The organism is Azospirillum sp. Marseille-Q6669, assembly GCF_965111635.1.
The window spans coordinates 557,137-571,783 of record NZ_CBCOOP010000006.1; the positions used below are offsets into that span (position 1 = coordinate 557,137).

Annotated in this window: 14 protein-coding genes; 7 read left to right on the plus strand and 7 right to left on the minus strand. The window is 69.6% G+C overall.

The genetic code is table 11. From position 1 onward, the window contains the following. Positions 1-56: 56 nt before the first annotated feature. On the minus strand, positions 57-1,130 hold the full coding sequence (chvE, locus tag ACWPXE_RS31120) for a multiple monosaccharide ABC transporter substrate-binding protein (protein WP_454020914.1): 1,074 nt from the start codon (positions 1,128-1,130) through the stop codon (positions 57-59). Between the two features lie 115 nt (positions 1,131-1,245). Continuing rightward, positions 1,246-2,274: a LysR family transcriptional regulator gene (locus ACWPXE_RS31125; protein ID WP_454020915.1), complete on the minus strand. Its 1,029-nt coding sequence runs from the start codon at positions 2,272-2,274 to the stop codon at positions 1,246-1,248. A 152-nt stretch (positions 2,275-2,426) separates the two neighbouring features. Between ACWPXE_RS31125 and ACWPXE_RS31130 the strand changes: the two genes are divergently transcribed. From ACWPXE_RS31130 to yjfF, 7 genes are all read left to right on the plus strand, one after another. After that, on the plus strand, positions 2,427-3,323 hold the full coding sequence (locus tag ACWPXE_RS31130) for an SMP-30/gluconolactonase/LRE family protein (RefSeq protein ID WP_454020916.1): 897 nt from the start codon (positions 2,427-2,429) through the stop codon (positions 3,321-3,323). A gap of 40 nt (positions 3,324-3,363) precedes the next feature. Beyond that, positions 3,364-4,290, plus strand: a complete 927-nt coding sequence (locus ACWPXE_RS31135; RefSeq protein WP_454020917.1) for a dihydrodipicolinate synthase family protein — start codon at positions 3,364-3,366, stop codon at positions 4,288-4,290. A gap of 37 nt (positions 4,291-4,327) precedes the next feature. After that, positions 4,328-5,911 carry an aldehyde dehydrogenase (NADP(+)) gene (locus tag ACWPXE_RS31140; protein WP_454020918.1) on the plus strand — a complete coding sequence of 528 codons (1,584 nt, stop codon included), beginning with the start codon at positions 4,328-4,330 and terminating at the stop codon, positions 5,909-5,911. 192 nt (positions 5,912-6,103) lie between these two features. Then, positions 6,104-7,069: a galactofuranose ABC transporter, galactofuranose-binding protein YtfQ gene (ytfQ, locus tag ACWPXE_RS31145; RefSeq protein WP_454020919.1), complete on the plus strand. Its 966-nt coding sequence runs from the start codon at positions 6,104-6,106 to the stop codon at positions 7,067-7,069. Positions 7,070-7,106: 37 nt separating this feature from the next. Then, positions 7,107-8,657, plus strand: coding sequence for a galactofuranose ABC transporter, ATP-binding protein YtfR (gene ytfR / locus ACWPXE_RS31150; protein ID WP_454020920.1), 1,551 nt, complete (start codon positions 7,107-7,109; stop codon positions 8,655-8,657). Further along, positions 8,654-9,706, plus strand: a complete 1,053-nt coding sequence (locus tag ACWPXE_RS31155) for an ABC transporter permease (RefSeq protein WP_454020921.1) — start codon at positions 8,654-8,656, stop codon at positions 9,704-9,706. Before ytfR ends, ACWPXE_RS31155 begins: the two co-directional genes overlap by 4 nt. A 4-nt stretch (positions 9,707-9,710) precedes the next feature. After that, on the plus strand, positions 9,711-10,688 hold the full coding sequence (gene yjfF / locus ACWPXE_RS31160) for a galactofuranose ABC transporter, permease protein YjfF (protein ID WP_454020922.1): 978 nt from the start codon (positions 9,711-9,713) through the stop codon (positions 10,686-10,688). A gap of 6 nt (positions 10,689-10,694) precedes the next feature. Here the strand turns inward: yjfF and pth are convergent, their stop codons facing one another. The 5 genes from pth to pgeF all read right to left on the minus strand — a co-directional run bounded on the left by pth (position 10,695) and on the right by pgeF (position 14,644). Continuing rightward, positions 10,695-11,270: an aminoacyl-tRNA hydrolase gene (pth, locus tag ACWPXE_RS31165; RefSeq protein WP_454020923.1), complete on the minus strand. Its 576-nt coding sequence runs from the start codon at positions 11,268-11,270 to the stop codon at positions 10,695-10,697. A gap of 89 nt (positions 11,271-11,359) precedes the next feature. Continuing rightward, positions 11,360-11,971: a 50S ribosomal protein L25/general stress protein Ctc gene (locus ACWPXE_RS31170; protein WP_376998382.1), complete on the minus strand. Its 612-nt coding sequence runs from the start codon at positions 11,969-11,971 to the stop codon at positions 11,360-11,362. A gap of 198 nt (positions 11,972-12,169) precedes the next feature. After that, positions 12,170-13,105 carry a ribose-phosphate pyrophosphokinase gene (locus ACWPXE_RS31175; RefSeq protein ID WP_014199935.1) on the minus strand — a complete coding sequence of 312 codons (936 nt, stop codon included), beginning with the start codon at positions 13,103-13,105 and terminating at the stop codon, positions 12,170-12,172. Positions 13,106-13,304: 199 nt separating this feature from the next. After that, positions 13,305-13,757 (minus strand): bacteriohemerythrin, encoded by a 453-nt coding sequence (locus ACWPXE_RS31180; protein WP_454020924.1) that lies wholly within the window; start codon positions 13,755-13,757, stop codon positions 13,305-13,307. Positions 13,758-13,876: 119 nt separating this feature from the next. Further along, the gene (pgeF, locus tag ACWPXE_RS31185) at positions 13,877-14,644 is read right to left on the minus strand and encodes a peptidoglycan editing factor PgeF (RefSeq protein ID WP_454020925.1); all 768 of its coding nucleotides are present in this window, start codon (positions 14,642-14,644) and stop codon (positions 13,877-13,879) included. Between the last annotated feature and the right edge of the window lie 3 nt (positions 14,645-14,647).

Here is a 14,647-nt window from a genome sequence, read left to right on the forward strand (position 1 = left end):
GAACTCAGGCCGGTCGCGGGGCGCGCCGGTTGGCGCCCCCCCCCCGCGGCGCTTCGTCACTTGAACTGGGCTTCGGTGTAGTAGCCGCTGTCGACCAGCGTGCTCTTCCAGTTCGACGCGTCCACGCTGACCGGCTTCAGCAGGTAGGCCGGGACGACCTTCTTGCCGTTGTCGTAGGTCTTGGTGTCGTTGACCGGCGGCGTGCCGCCGCCCAGCACCGCGTCGACCATCTCGACCGTGACCCGGGCCAGTTCGCGGGTGTCCTTGAAGACGGTGGCGCGCTGCTCGCCCGCCAGGATCGACTTGATCGAGGGCACTTCGGCGTCCTGCCCGGTCACCACCGGCATCGGCTGCGACGGCGAGCCGTAGCCGACCCCCTTCAGGGAGGAGATGATGCCGATGCTGATCCCGTCGTAGGGCGACAGCACGGCGTCGACGCGGCGGTTGCCGTAGAAGGCGCTCAGCAGGTTGTCCATGCGGGCCTGGGCGGTGGCGCCGTCCCAGCGCAGGGTGGACACCTTGTCCATGCCCACCTGACCGCTGCCCACCTTCAGCTTGCCGCTGTCGATGTGGGGCTGCAGCACCGACATGGCGCCGTTGTAGAAGAAATAGGCGTTGTTGTCGTCGGGGGAGCCGCCGAACAGCTCGATGGTGAAAGGACCCTTGCCGTCCTTCAGGCCCAGTGCGTCGACGATGTAGCTGCCTTGCAGCACGCCGACCTGGAAATTGTCGAAGGTCGCGTAATAGTCCACATTCTCCGACCCGCGGATCAGCCGGTCGTAGGCGATGACCTTCACGCCGCGGTCCTTGGCCTGCTGCAGCACGTCGGTCAGCGTCGTGCCGTCGATGGCGGCGATCACCAGAACCTTGCTGTTCTTGGCGACCATCGTCTCGATCTGGGCGAGCTGGTTGGGGATGTCGTCCTCGGCGTATTGCAGGTCGGTCTTGTAGCCCTTGGCCTGGAACTGCTTGACCATGTTGTTGCCGTCGTCGATCCAGCGGGCCGAGGACTTGGTGGGCATCGCGATGCCGACGGTGGGTTTGTCCTGCGCCAGTGTCGGTGCGGCGGCGACGGTGAGGGCCAGCACGCCGATGGCCATCCCGGCCAGTGTGGTCGTGAACGAAGACATGGGCCGATTTCCTCCCCCTTCTGCGGCACCGGGTTGGCCACACCCGCGGCTCTTGAACGGGTGTCGGGTGGCGCAATGTTTGTAAGGCTAGCAATCGGCCGAAAAACCATAACTGTCAAATACGATTATTGGTGGAATCCATACGCATTTCGGTATCACTTGCAGGGCTGGGCTGCGGCGTTTCCAGCGCGCGGCGCATCTTCGCGTCGGACGCCGCCCGCAAGGCGGCCAGGGCGGTGCGGGCACCCGGCGACAGCGGGCGGTCCTTCAGCCAGAAAATGCCGTAGGGCTCGACGCTGAAGCGCTTGTGGAAGGGCACGATGGTGCAGCTGCCGGTGGGGGAGAACACCTGGGCGAGCGCGCGGGCGAAGACGGTGACCGAATCGTTCTCGGCGACCATCGCCAGAGAGATGACTGGGGAAGCGCTTTCGATCACCTTGCGCGGCGGCGGAACCCCCTCGGCGCGGAACAGCGCCTCCACCCGGCTGCGCAGCAGGCTCCCCAGGGGCTGGAGAATCCAGGTGGCGTCCACCAGATCGGCGGCGGTCAGCGGGCGGCCGAGCCGCAGCAGCGGGTGGCCGTCGCGGCAGACGAAGCACAGTTCTTCGCTGCTGATCTCCTGATAGTCGAAGCACGCGGCGTCGACATGGCCGGGCAGGCGGCCAACCGCGAAATCCATGACGCCCTGCTGCACCCGCTCGGCCAGCACGTCGCTGGTCTCCACCGCCACGGCGATCTTCAGGTCGGGATGATCGCGGGTCAGCGTGGTGATCACCGGCACCACCAGCTCCACCGCCGGGGCCATCACCGTGCCGATGGAGACGCTGCCGCTGTGGCCGGCCAGCAGGTCGTTCAGCTCCTCCCCCGCCTCCTGCAAGCCGCTGAGGATCGCCCGCGCGTGCCGGATCATCAGGCTGCCGTACCAGTTCGGCTCGACGCCGCGGCCATGGCGCTCGAACAGGGTGACGCCCAGGGAGTCTTCCAAGTCGCCCAGCAGCTTCGAGGCGGCGGGCTGCGACATGTTCAGGCTGGCGGCGGCGCGGTGCAGGTTGCGGTGCTCGTCCAGCGCCACGAACAGCTGGAGATGGCGCAGCTTCAGCCGGGCCTTGAGGAACCAGTTGGCCGGGAAACGGTGCGGGGTCACGGGCGGGGGCCTCCGGTCTGGCGACGCCGCCGGCATACGAAATCTCGTATCGCCGGCGCCGATATTCGTATTGGACGCGTATCAGAACGCTCTCTATTGTTGGCGTGGTCAACAAAATTCAGGACGGGACCGGGAAGGGGAGGCGAGACGGCATGCCGCAGGAGGTTCGTTGCGTCTGGCCCGCCCGGGCGCTCCTGGGCGAAGGCCCGCTGTGGTCGCCGGGGCAGGGCGCCGTCTTCTTCGTCGACATCCACGGATCGCGGATTCTGCGCCACGGGCTCCACGACGGGTCCCAAACACACTGGGCGCTGGAGGACGCCGCCTGCTGGCTGGTGGAATGCGCCGATGGCGACGGCTTCATCGCCGGGCTGCGTTCGCGCCGGGTGGTCCGCCTGCGGTTGGAGCCGGGCCGCGTGGTGATCGCCGGGGAACTGGCGCGGATCGACCCCGACCGGCTGGGCAACCGGCTGAACGACGCCAAGGCCGACGCGCAGGGGCGCCTGTGGATCGGCAGCATGGACGACGGGGAGGAAACGCCGTCCGGCGCCTTCCACCGACTCGACCCCGACGGGTCGATCTTGCGTGTGGACGAGGGCTACACCGTCGCCAACGGCCCGGCCCTGGCGCCGGACGGGCGGACGCTCTACCACACCGACAGCGCGGCGCGGACGATCCACGCCTTCGACCTCGACGGCGCGGGGCGGCTGTCCGGAAAGCGCGCCCACATCCGCTTCGCCGAGGGCGACGGCTATCCCGACGGCATGACCTGCGACGCCGAGGGCGGCCTGTGGGTCGCCCATTGGGACGGTGGGCGGGTCAGCCGCTTCCGGCCCGACGGCACGCTGGACCGCGCAATCACGCTGCCGGTGTCGCGCGTCACCTCCTGCGTCTTCGCCGGCCCCGCCCTGGACCGGCTGTTCGTGACCACCGCCGCGCACGGCATCGGCCGCGACGGCCGCCCCGACGAACCGCTGGCCGGCGCGCTGTTCGAGTGCGATCCCGGCGTTCGCGGCCTGCCGCCCGGCCGCTTCGGGCGCCCGCCCGGCTGACCGGCTCCTCCGCATACCCGACAGAAGGACCCCAACGGCCATGGCCTCCAGCGCCCGCCCCTATCGGGGAGTGTTCCCCGTCGTCCCCACCATCTTCACCGAGACGGGGGACCTCGACCTCGCCGGGCAGACGCGCTGCGTCGATTTCATGATCGACGCCGGCTCCGACGGCCTGTGCATCCTCGCCAACTTCTCCGAGCAGTTCGTGCTGACCGACGCCGAGCGCGACGTGCTGATGGAGACCATCCTCGGCCACGTCGCCGGGAGGGTGCCGGTCATCGTCACCACCACCCATTTCAGCACCGCCGCCTGCGCCGCGCGCAGCCGCCGCGCCCAGGAGCTGGGGGCCGCCATGGTGATGGTCATGCCGCCCTACCACGGCGCCACCATCCGCGTGCCCGAGGCGGGCATCACCGCCTTCTTCCAGCGGGTGTCCGACGCCATCGACATCCCGATCATGATCCAGGACGCCCCGGTCAGCGGCACCCCGCTGTCCGCGGAGCTGCTGGCCCGCATGGCGCAGGAGATCGCCAACGTCGCCTACTTCAAGATCGAGGTGCCGCAGGCCGCCGCCAAGCTGCGCCGGCTGATCGAGCTGGGCGGCGACGCCATCGAAGGGCCGTGGGACGGCGAGGAGGCCATCACCCTGCTGGCCGATCTCGACGCCGGGGCCACCGGCGCCATGACGGGTGGCGGCTATCCCGACGGCATCCGCCAGATCATCGACCCCTTCCTGGCCGGCGACCGCGAGGCGGCGGTGGCCGCCTATGGGCGCTGGCTGCCGCTGATCAACCACGAGAACCGCCAGTGCGGGCTCGCCACCGCCAAGATCCTGATGAAGGAGGGCGGCATCATCGCCTGCGACGCCGTGCGCCACCCGCTGGCGGACCCGCCTCCGGCCAGCCGTGCCGGCCTGCTCGACGCCGCCCGCCGCCTCGACCCGCTGGTCCTGCGCTGGGCGCGCTGAGGGCGGCGCCACCCCTCGCCAAACCGGGAGACCCCTGATGACGACCATCACCGGCGAGATGCTGATCGGCGCCGAGAGCCACCGCGGCTCCGACGGCGCCTTCCGCGCCGTCGATCCCGCCACCGGCGCGGCGCTGGAGCCGGTCTTCGGCGGCGGAGGGGCGGCGGAGGTCGAGCGCGCCTGCGCGCTGGCCTGGGCCGCCTTCGACGCCTTCCGCGAGACCGGGCTGGAGGCGCGGGCCGCCTTCCTGGAGACCATCGCCGCGAACCTCCTCGACCTCGGCGACGCGCTGATCGTCCGCGCCATGGCCGAGAGCGGCCTGCCGCGCCCGCGGCTGGAGGGGGAGCGGGGCCGCACGGTCGGCCAGCTCCGTCTGTTCGCCCAGACGGTGCGCGAGGGCGGCTGGCTGGAGGCCCGCATCGACCCGGCCCAGCCGGAGCGCCAGCCGCTGCCGCGCCCCGACGTCCGGCAGCGCCACATCCCGCTCGGTCCGGTCGCGGTGTTCGGCGCGTCGAATTTTCCGCTGGCCTTCTCGGTCGTCGGCGGCGACACCGCGTCGGCGCTTGCCGCCGGCTGCCCGGTGGTGGTCAAGGGCCACTCCGCCCATCCCGGCACGTCGGAGCTGGTCGGCCGGGCCATCCGGGCGGCGGTGGTCTCCTGCGGTCTGCCCGAGGGCGTCTTCTCGCTGCTGTTCGGCGTCGGCAACCCCATCGGAACGGCGCTCGTCACCGACCCACGCATCAAGGCGGTGGGCTTCACCGGTTCGCGCGGCGGCGGCCTCGCTTTGATGGAAGCGGCGGCCCGCCGGCCCGAACCGATCCCGGTCTATGCGGAGATGAGCAGCATCAACCCGGTTTTTCTGATGCCGGCGGCTCTGGGGGCGCGGGCCGAGGCGCTGGGCAAGGGCTTCGTGGCCTCGCTGACCATGGGCGCCGGCCAATTCTGCACCAACCCCGGCATCCTGCTGGGCGTCGACGGGCCGGACCTCGACCGCTTCGTGGCCACTGCGGTGGACGCGCTGGGCGGCAGCGCCGCCTTGACCATGCTGACCCCAGGTATCCACGCCGCCTATGATTCGGGGGTGGCGCGGCTCTCCGGCAGCGCCGCCGTGGCGACGCTCGCCCGCGGGCTGGCCTGTTCCGGCCCGAACCAGGCGCAGGCCGCCCTGTTCGGCACGACGGCCGACGCCTTCCTCGCCGACCCGGCCTTGCAGGACGAGGTGTTCGGGGCGGCGTCGCTGCTGATCCGCTGCCCGGACGTCGCGGCGATGCGGACCGTCGCCGAGCGGCTGGAGGGCCAGCTCACCGCGACCGTGCAGATGGACCCGGCGGACGGCGCCGCCGTGGCCGCCCTGCTGCCGACGCTGGAACGCAAGGCGGGGCGCATCCTGGCCAACGGCTGGCCGACCGGCGTCGAGGTCTGCCACGCCATGGTGCATGGCGGCCCCTTCCCGGCGACCTCGGACAGCCGGACCACCTCGGTCGGCACCTTGGCGATCCGGCGCTTCCTGCGCCCGGTCTGCTACCAGGACATTCCCGCCGCCCTGCTGCCGGAGGCGCTGCGCGACGGCAATCCGCTCGGCCTGTGGCGGCGGATCGACGGCGTGCCCGGCCAAGCCTGAGAAAAGGACAGAGGTGAGGGAAGGACCGGCAACGCTCTGCCCGCATCGGGCGATCATGCCGGTTTCGGTATCGCTTCGGTCGAGAATCGTATTGGACAGATATGGTTTTCGGCGCCTAATGTTGGCGCAACGAACAGATGCGAACGGGCGCCGCCCGGATCGATGACAAGACACCCAGGGGAGTGAAACGGTATGTCCAGGACATGGCTGATCTCCGCCGCTGCCGCCGCGGCCTTGTTGATCGGGCTCGGCGGTGCGCAGGCCGCCGACAAGAAGCTGGTGGTCGGCTTCTCGCAGATCGGCTCGGAATCGGGCTGGCGCGCCGCCGAGACCAAGACCGCCAAGACGGAGGCCGAGAAGCGCGGGATCGACCTGAAGATCTCCGACGCCCAGCAGAAGCAGGAGAACCAGATCAAGGCCGTGCGCTCCTTCGTTGCCCAGGGCGTGGACGCCATCTTCATCGCCCCCGTGGTGGCGACCGGCTGGGATTCGGTGCTGAAGGAGGCCAAGGAGGCGAAGATCCCCGTCGTCCTGCTCGACCGCCAGATCGAGACCCGGGACCCCGGCCTCTACATGACCGCCGTCACCTCCGACACGGTGCTCGAAGGCCGGGTCGCCGGCGAATGGCTGGCCAAGCAGTCCGGCGGCACCTGCAACGTGGTCGAACTCCAGGGCACCGTCGGCTCCTCCCCCGCCATCAACCGCAAGAAGGGCTTCGACGAGGTCGTCGCCAAGACCCCCGGCATGAAGATCGTCCGCACCCAGTCCGGCGACTTCACCCGCGCCAAGGGCAAGGAGGTGATGGAGAGCTTCATCAAGGCGGAGAACGGCGGCAAGGGCATATGCGCGGTCTACGCCCACAACGACGACATGGCGGTCGGCGCCATCCAGGCGATCAAGGAGGCCGGGCTGAAGCCGGGCAAGGACATCCTGGTCGTGTCCATCGACGGCGTGCCCGACATCTTCAAGGCGATGGCCGAGGGCGAGGCGAACGCGACCGTGGAGCTGACGCCGAACATGGCCGGCCCGGCCTTCGACGCTCTGATCGCCTTCAAGAAGGACGGCAAGGCGCCGCCGAAATGGATCCAGACGGAATCGGCGCTGTTCACCCCTGACACCGCCAAGGCGGAGTACGAACGCCGCAAGGACGCCTACTGACCCGGCGTCCCGACGCATCGCCGGCGAGGCCATCCGCATGACGGACCCCACCCCCACCGCGTCCCCGCCGCTGCTGGCGGTGCGCGGCCTGTCCAAGGCCTTCCTGGGCGTCCAAGCGCTGGACGGCGTCGATTTCACCGTGCGTCACGGCGAGATCCACGCCCTTCTCGGCGAGAATGGCGCCGGCAAGTCGACGCTGATCAAGACCCTGACCGGTGTTTACCAGCGCGACGCCGGCACCGTGACGCTGGAGGGGCGGGCCATCGCTCCCCGCGGCGTGGAGGAGGCGCAGCGACTGCACATCGGCACCGTCTATCAGGAGGTGAACCTGCTGCCGAACCTGTCGGTGGCGGAGAACCTGTTCCTCGGCCGGCAGCCCATGCGTTTTGGTCTGGTCGACCGCGGCGCCATGCGGCGGCGGGCGCGGGCGGTGCTGATCCCCTACGGTCTGACCCTCGACGTGACGGCGCCGCTCGGCCGCTTCTCGGTGGCGACGCAGCAGATCGTCGCCATCGCCCGTGCGGTGGACATGTCGGCCAAGGTTCTGATCCTCGACGAGCCGACCGCCAGCCTCGACGCGCAGGAGGTGGCGGTTCTCTTCAAGGTGATGCGGACCCTGCGGTCGCGCGGCATCGGCATCGTCTTCGTCACCCATTTCCTCGATCAGGTCTACGCGCTGTGCGACCGCATCACCGTGCTGCGCAACGGCCGTCTGGTGGGGGAGCGGCGCACCGCGGAGCTGCCGCGCCTCGACCTCGTCGCCATGATGCTGGGGCGGGAGCTCGAAGCGGCGGCCCACCGCATCGCCCCGCCGTTCGATGACGCGGAGGAGGACGCCCGGCCGCCGCTGGTCCGGTTCCGCGGCTACGGCAAGGCGCGCAGCGTCGAGCCCTTCGACCTCGACATCCGCCCCGGCGAGGTTGTGGGGCTCGCCGGGCTGCTCGGCTCCGGCCGGACGGAGACGGCGCGGCTGGTCTTCGGCATGGACCGCGCCGACCGCGGCGAGGCGGCGGTGGACGGCCAAGCGGTGCGGCTGCGCGGGCCGCGCGACGCCATCCGGCTCGGCTTCGGCTTCTGCCCGGAGGACCGCAAGAAGGAGGGCATCGTCGGCGCGCTGTCGGTGCGCGAGAACATCATCCTGGCGCTCCAGGCGCGGCAGGGCTGGCTGCGGCCGATCCCGCGCCGCCGCCAGGAGGAGATCGCCGACCGCTTCATCCGCCTGCTCGACATCCGCACGCCGCACGCGGAGCAGCCGATCCAGCTGCTGTCCGGCGGCAACCAGCAGAAGGCGCTGCTGGCCCGCTGGCTGGCGACCGAGCCGCGCCTGCTGATCCTCGACGAGCCGACGCGCGGCATTGACGTCGGTGCCCACGCCGAGATCATCCGCCTGATCGAGCGGCTGTGCGCCGACGGCATGGCCCTGCTGGTCGTCTCGTCGGAGCTGGAGGAGATCGTCGCTTACAGCCGCCGCGTGGTCGTGCTGCGCGACCGCCGCCATGTGGCGGAGCTGAGGGGAGGGGAGGTCGCCGTGGACCGCATCGTCGCCGCCATCGCGTCGGAACCCGTTCCCGAGGAGGCGCGCCCATGACGCGGCCGGTCCCCGGCCCGTCGCGCAACCTGCCGCAATACGGCGCGCTGGCCGCCGTGCTGCTGGCCAACTGGCTGCTCTTCCCCGACTTCTTTTCCATCCGCCTGCAGGACGGCCGGCTGTTCGGCAGTCTGGTCGACGTGCTGAACCGCGGCGCCCCGGTGGCGCTGCTCGCCATCGGCATGACCATGGTCATCGCCACCCGCGGCGTCGACCTGTCGGTGGGCGCGGTGATGGCGATTTCCGGCGCGGTCGCCGCCACCCTGACCCAGGCGGGCTGGGGCTTGGCTCCGGTTCTGGCGGCATCGCTGGGGGCCGGGCTGCTCTGCGGCCTGTGGAACGGGCTTCTGGTGGCGGTCCTGCGCATCCAGCCGATCGTCGCCACCCTGATCCTGATGGTCGCCGGCCGCGGCATCGCCCAGCTGGTCACCGAGGGGCAGATCGTCACCTTCACCAGCCCCGGCCTCGCCTTCATCGGCAGCGGGTCGTTCCTGACCGTGCCGATGCCGGTGGTCATCACCGCCGTCCTGCTGGGGGTGACCGCACTGCTGGTCCGGATGACCGCGCTGGGGCTGATGATCGAGGCGGTCGGCGTCAACCGACTGTCCAGCGCCGGGGCGGGCGTCAACACGCCGGTCGTGCTGATCGCCGTCTATGTCTGGTGCGGCCTGTGCGCCGCCGTCGCCGGCCTGGTGGTCGCCGCCGACATCCGCGGCGCCGACGCCAACAACGCCGGCCTGTGGCTGGAGCTGGACGCCATCCTGGCGGTGGTGGTCGGCGGCACCTCGCTGCTCGGCGGCCGGTTTGGGCTGCTGCTGTCCGTGGTCGGGGCGCTGACCATCCAGGCGATGAACACCGGCATCCTGCTGAGCGGCTTCAAGCCGGAGTTCAACCTGATCGTCAAAGCAGGCGTCCTGATGGTGGTCCTGCTGCTGCAGTCACCGACCCTGACGCTGTTCCTGCCGCGCCCCGCCGGCCCCCGGCCGGTCCGGGCACCGACCCCGCCACGGGCCAAGCCCGAGAGCCAAAGCCCGAGCGCGGGAGCGTGACGCCATGATCCACCGCTTCCTTCCCCTGCTGGTCACCACCGCCGTCCTGGTGGTCGGCTTCCTGCTCTGCGCCGCGCAATTCCCCAACTTCGCCTCGCTGCGGGTCGTCGGCAACCTGCTGACCGACAACGCCTTTCTCGGCATCACCGCGGTCGGCATGACCTTCGTGATCCTGTCGGGCGGCATCGACCTGTCGGTGGGGGCGGTGATCGGCTTCACCACCGTGCTGCTGGCGGTGCTGATCGAGCAGGGCGGCTGGCACCCCTTGTCCGCCTTCGCCGTGGCGCTGGCGGTGGCCGGCGGCTTCGGGGCGGCGATGGGCGCCGTGATCCACGTCTTCCAGATGCCGCCCTTCATCGTCACGCTCGCCGGCATGTTCGTCGCCCGCGGCCTCGGCTTCGTGCTGAGCACCGATTCAATTCCGATCAACCACCCGCTCTACGCCGAGCTGGGCGAACTCGCGCTGCGCTTCGACGGCGGGGGCAAGCTGACCCTGCCGGCGCTGCTGATGCTGGGCGTGGTGGCGGCTGCGGTGGTGTGCGCCCATTGGACACGCTTCGGCGCCAACCTCTACGCGCTTGGCGGCAACCGGCAGTCGGCGGAGCTGATGGGCGTGCCGGTCGGCCGCACCACGGTGGCGGTCTACGCCCTGTCGGGGCTGCTGGCCGGGCTGGCGGGGATCGTCTTCTCGCTCTACACCGGGGCCGGCTATTCGCTGGCGGCGACGGGGGTGGAGCTGGACACCATCACCGCGGTGGTGATCGGCGGCACCCAGCTGACCGGCGGCTACGGCTACGTGATCGGCACGTTCATCGGCGTGCTGATCCAGGGCCTGATCCAGACCTACATCACCTTCGACGGCAGCCTGAGCAGCTGGTGGACCAAGATCGCCATCGGCGTCCTGCTGTTCGTCTTCATCCTGCTGCAGAAGGGCCTGCTGGCGGTCTGGACCGGCCGCGGCGGCGCCCCGGCGGAGGCGTGATCCCGTCTATTTGGCGGGCGCGGTCGCCAGGGTGACCCTGTTCATGAAGTTCTCGGCCTGCCCCTTCACGACCAGCGGGAAGGCGTCGGCGACGGCGTCGATCAGCGGGTCGAGCCAGCTCTGCTCGGCCTTGGCGAAGTCGTGGAGCACATAGCCGCTGACCCGGTCCTTGTCGCCCGGATGGCCGATGCCCAGGCGGATGCGCCAGTATTCCTTGCCGAGATGCGCGTCGATGGAGCGCAGGCCGTTGTGCCCGCCATGCCCGCCGCCCTTCTTCACCCGGAGCTTGCCGGGCGGCAGGTCCAGCTCGTCATGGATGACGACGACGTCCTCGGGCTTCATCTTGAAGAACTGGACGGCCGCGGTGACCGACTGGCCGGACAGGTTCATGAAGGTCAGCGGCTCCAGGGCGATCACCTTCTCGCCGCCTATCGTGCCCTCGGCGGTCTGGCCCTGGAAGCGCTTGCGCCAGGGGCCGAAACCGTGGCGGCGGGCGATCTCCTCCACCGCCATGAAGCCGATGTTGTGCCGGTTGCGCGCGTATTCGGCGCCAGGGTTGCCCAATCCCACCAGCAGCAGCATGGCGAACTCTCCTCATCGCGAAACGGCATAAGCCGGAAACGAAACAGGGGGCCGAAGCCCCCTGTCGCAACCCCAAAGGCGGCTTCCGATCAGGAAGCGGCGGCCTCGGTGCTCTCGGCCTCTTCGGACTTCAGGCCCGACGGGGCGACGATCGTGGCGATCGTGAAGTCGCGGTCGGTGATGGTCGAGGCGACACCCTCCGGCAGCTTCACCGAAGAGATGTGGATCGAATCGCCGACGTCGTAGCCCTCGCACGAGATCGTGATCTGCTCCGGGATGTTGCCGGCGGAGACGGTCACGTCCAGCTCGTGGCGGACGATGTTGAGCACGCCGCCGCGCTTCAGGCCCGGCGACTTCTCCTGGTCGACGAACTCGACCGGAACCTGCACGGTGGTGCGGGTTTCGGCGGAGACGCGCAGGAAGTCGACGTGCAGCGGGACGTCGGTGACCGGATGGAACTGCACGTCGCGCGGCAGGACCCGGTGGGTGGCGCCATCGACGGTGACGTCGAACAGGTGCGTGAAGAAGCCCGCCTGGTTCAGAACACGGGTGAACGTGAACTTCTCCAGCGAAATCATGATGGGGGCCTGCTTGCCACCGTAGATCACGGCCGGGATACGGCCATCACGACGGGTCTGGCGGGCGGTCCCCTTGCCGGCCCGGTCGCGCGCTTCGGCGCTGAGCGGAACGATCTGCGTCATCGGAAGAACTCCTTGAACGGAAAAAAGCGCCAGCCTCCAGGGGTGCTGACGCGTGGGCGCGGTGATTAAGCCATGCGGGACACGGCGTCAAGGAAAGAGTCCGGAAACTCCCGGATGGCCCTTATGAAAAGATGGCGCCCATGAAAAAAGCCCTTCCCCTGCGAAGGGGAAGGGCTTTTTGCGTGTGGTCCGGCGCCGTTAGGAGAACAGGCTCGACACCGAACGCTCCTCGCTGATGCGGGTGATCGCGTCGGCGAGCAGCGGGGCGATGGTGAGCTGGCGGATGTTGCGGGACACGCGCACGGCCTCGGTCGCCTGGATGCTGTCGGTGGTGACCAGCTGCTCCAGCGGCGACACGGCGACGCGGGCCACCGCACCGCCGGACAGGACGCCGTGGGTGCAATAGGCGTGGACCGACTTCGCGCCGGCGTCCATCAGGGCGACCGCGGCGTTGCACAGCGTGCCGCCCGAATCCACGATGTCGTCGAGCAGGATGCATCGACGGTTCTTGACGTCGCCGATGATGTTCATCACCTCCGACACGCCGGCGCGCTCACGCCGCTTGTCGATGATGGCGAGATCGGCGTCCAGCCGCTTGGCCAGCGAGCGGGCGCGCACCACGCCGCCGACGTCGGGCGACACCATCGTCACCTCGCCGATGTCCTCGAAGGTCGCGCGGATGTCCTTCTCGAACACCGGGGCGGCCATCAGGTTGTCGGTCGGGATGTCGAAGAAGCCCTGGATCTGGCCCGCATGCAGGTCCATGGTCAGCACGCGGTTGGCGCCGGCCTGGGTGATCAGGTTGGCGACCAGCTTGGCCGAGATCGGCGTGCGCGGGCCGGTCTTGCGATCCTGGCGCGCATAGCCGTAGTAGGGGAGGACCGCCGTGATGCGCCGGGCCGACCCGCGACGCAGGGCGTCGATGGTGACCAGCAGCTCCATCAGGTTGTCGTTGGCCGGGAACGACGTCGACTGGACCACGAACACGTCTTCGCCGCGCACGTTCTCCAGGATTTCGACGAACACCTCCATGTCCGAAAAACGGCGGATGCTCGCTTTGGTCAGCGGCACGCCGAGACAGGTGGAGATGGCCTCGGCCAGCGGACGGTTGCTGTTGCCGGCAAGCACCTTCATCGCAGTCGGCTCTCTCTGCAGGGAATAGGTTCCGGTGCGCCCGTCAGTCCCTTGCCGACGCCGCCCCTTGAAAACGCGGCGGACCATAACAAAGGGGCGCACCTATGTAAACGTTCCATGACGGGCGGTTCAAGACGCCGCAGCCAGCCGGCCCTGCGATTCCCGCATGGCGCAGGCGTGGCGGCAGGACGCTTGCGCATCACCGCACAGCGAACTTCGCAAGGTGCGATTTCATGGGCAGGTCGGCCTTCACGAAATGGTCGAAGAACCAGAATTGCAGAAGCTCGTCCGCCTTGGCCTTCACATAGCCGTACTCGAAGGCCGACTCCTCGGCGTCCACCTGTCCGATGATGTCGTCCAGCAGGGTGGCCAGCCGGCGGTGCTGCGCCCGGTGCTCCTCCAGATGCGGGTAGCGCATCGAGGCCTGGACCCGCTCTTCCCGCAGGAAATGGCGGACCGAGACGCGGCGCAGCTCGCTCAGCAGGGCCAGCGCCGGCTTGCGCCCGGATTCCTCGCCCGGCAGGGCGACGAAGCGGCGGATCAGCTCGTGCTGCATCCGGTGGTCAGCGTCCAACCCGCCGTTGTCGAGCACCATCCGCGCGCTGCGCCAATCGCCCCGATGCGTGTCGTCCCGGTGCGCGTCCATCGTCATGCCGGCGTCTCCCTCTCCGGAATGCCCTCACCCTTGAGAATCGATCTTACCTGAAATAGGTCGTATCGCAATCAGTCAGAGGTAAGAACAAATTTCGGGCGGGAACTTTTCTGTCGTGTTCAGCCCTGAAGGACGATGGCCGACAGGCCGCGCCCATAGTCCTTCTCGCCACGCAGGCAGGACCGGCGGTAGCTGAAGAAGCGGTCCTCCTCGACCACCGTGTCGTTGGGGCAGCGCTGGATGATCTCCACCCCGGTGTCGCCCAGGCGGCGGGTGATGTAGCCGGCCAGATCGAACAGGAAATGATCCGGGCGGCGGGCCGGCGCGAAGTAATCGCGGTTGCGCGGGTCCTCATCCAGGAAGGAGGCGGGGAATTCCGGCCCGACCTCGTAGGAGCGCTGGGCGATGCAGGGGCCGATGGCGGCGACGATGCGGTTGCGCTTGGCGCCCAACTCCTCCATCCGCGCGATGGTCGCCTCCAGAACGCCGCCCTTGGCGCCCTTCCAGCCGGCATGGGCGGCGCCGATGACGCGGGCCTTCTCGTCGGCGAACAGCACCGGGGCGCAGTCGGCGGTCAGGATGCCCAGCGCGATCCCTGGACGGTCGGTCGCCATCGCATCGGCGTGCGGCGCCTGATCGGGCGTCCAGGGCTCGGTCACGGCGACGCAGGTCGGGCTGTGCACCTGATAGCAGGTGACGAGCCGCTCCGGCGGAACGTCCATGCGGGCGGCGGCGCGCGCGCGGTTCTCCGCCACGGCGGCGGGCGCGTCCCCGGAGCCGAAGCCGACGTTCAGCGAGGCGTACAGCCCCGTCGACACGCCGCCGGTGCGGGTGAAGAAGGCGTGTCGGATGTGGGTGATGTCGTTCAGCGCGCCAAGCGTAATCACGAA

Bases quoted from the DNA above. Each gene is read 5' to 3' on its own strand.
- ACWPXE_RS31135 (WP_454020917.1), top strand. From the start codon at position 3,364: ATGGCCTCCAGCGCCCGCCCCTATCGGGGAGTGTTCCCCGTCGTCCCC.
- pth (WP_454020923.1), bottom strand. From the start codon at position 11,270: ATGCTGCTGCTGGTGGGATTGGGCAACCCTGGCGCCGAATACGCGCGC.
- chvE (WP_454020914.1), bottom strand. From the start codon at position 1,130: ATGTCTTCGTTCACGACCACACTGGCCGGGATGGCCATCGGCGTGCTG.
- ACWPXE_RS31155 (WP_454020921.1), top strand. From the start codon at position 8,654: ATGACGCGGCCGGTCCCCGGCCCGTCGCGCAACCTGCCGCAATACGGC.
- ACWPXE_RS31140 (WP_454020918.1), top strand. From the start codon at position 4,328: ATGACGACCATCACCGGCGAGATGCTGATCGGCGCCGAGAGCCACCGC.
- ACWPXE_RS31175 (WP_014199935.1), bottom strand. From the start codon at position 13,105: ATGAAGGTGCTTGCCGGCAACAGCAACCGTCCGCTGGCCGAGGCCATC.
- ytfR (WP_454020920.1), top strand. From the start codon at position 7,107: ATGACGGACCCCACCCCCACCGCGTCCCCGCCGCTGCTGGCGGTGCGC.
- ytfQ (WP_454020919.1), top strand. From the start codon at position 6,104: ATGTCCAGGACATGGCTGATCTCCGCCGCTGCCGCCGCGGCCTTGTTG.
- ACWPXE_RS31170 (WP_376998382.1), bottom strand. From the start codon at position 11,971: ATGACGCAGATCGTTCCGCTCAGCGCCGAAGCGCGCGACCGGGCCGGC.
- yjfF (WP_454020922.1), top strand. From the start codon at position 9,711: ATGATCCACCGCTTCCTTCCCCTGCTGGTCACCACCGCCGTCCTGGTG.
- ACWPXE_RS31130 (WP_454020916.1), top strand. From the start codon at position 2,427: ATGCCGCAGGAGGTTCGTTGCGTCTGGCCCGCCCGGGCGCTCCTGGGC.
- ACWPXE_RS31180 (WP_454020924.1), bottom strand. From the start codon at position 13,757: ATGACGATGGACGCGCACCGGGACGACACGCATCGGGGCGATTGGCGC.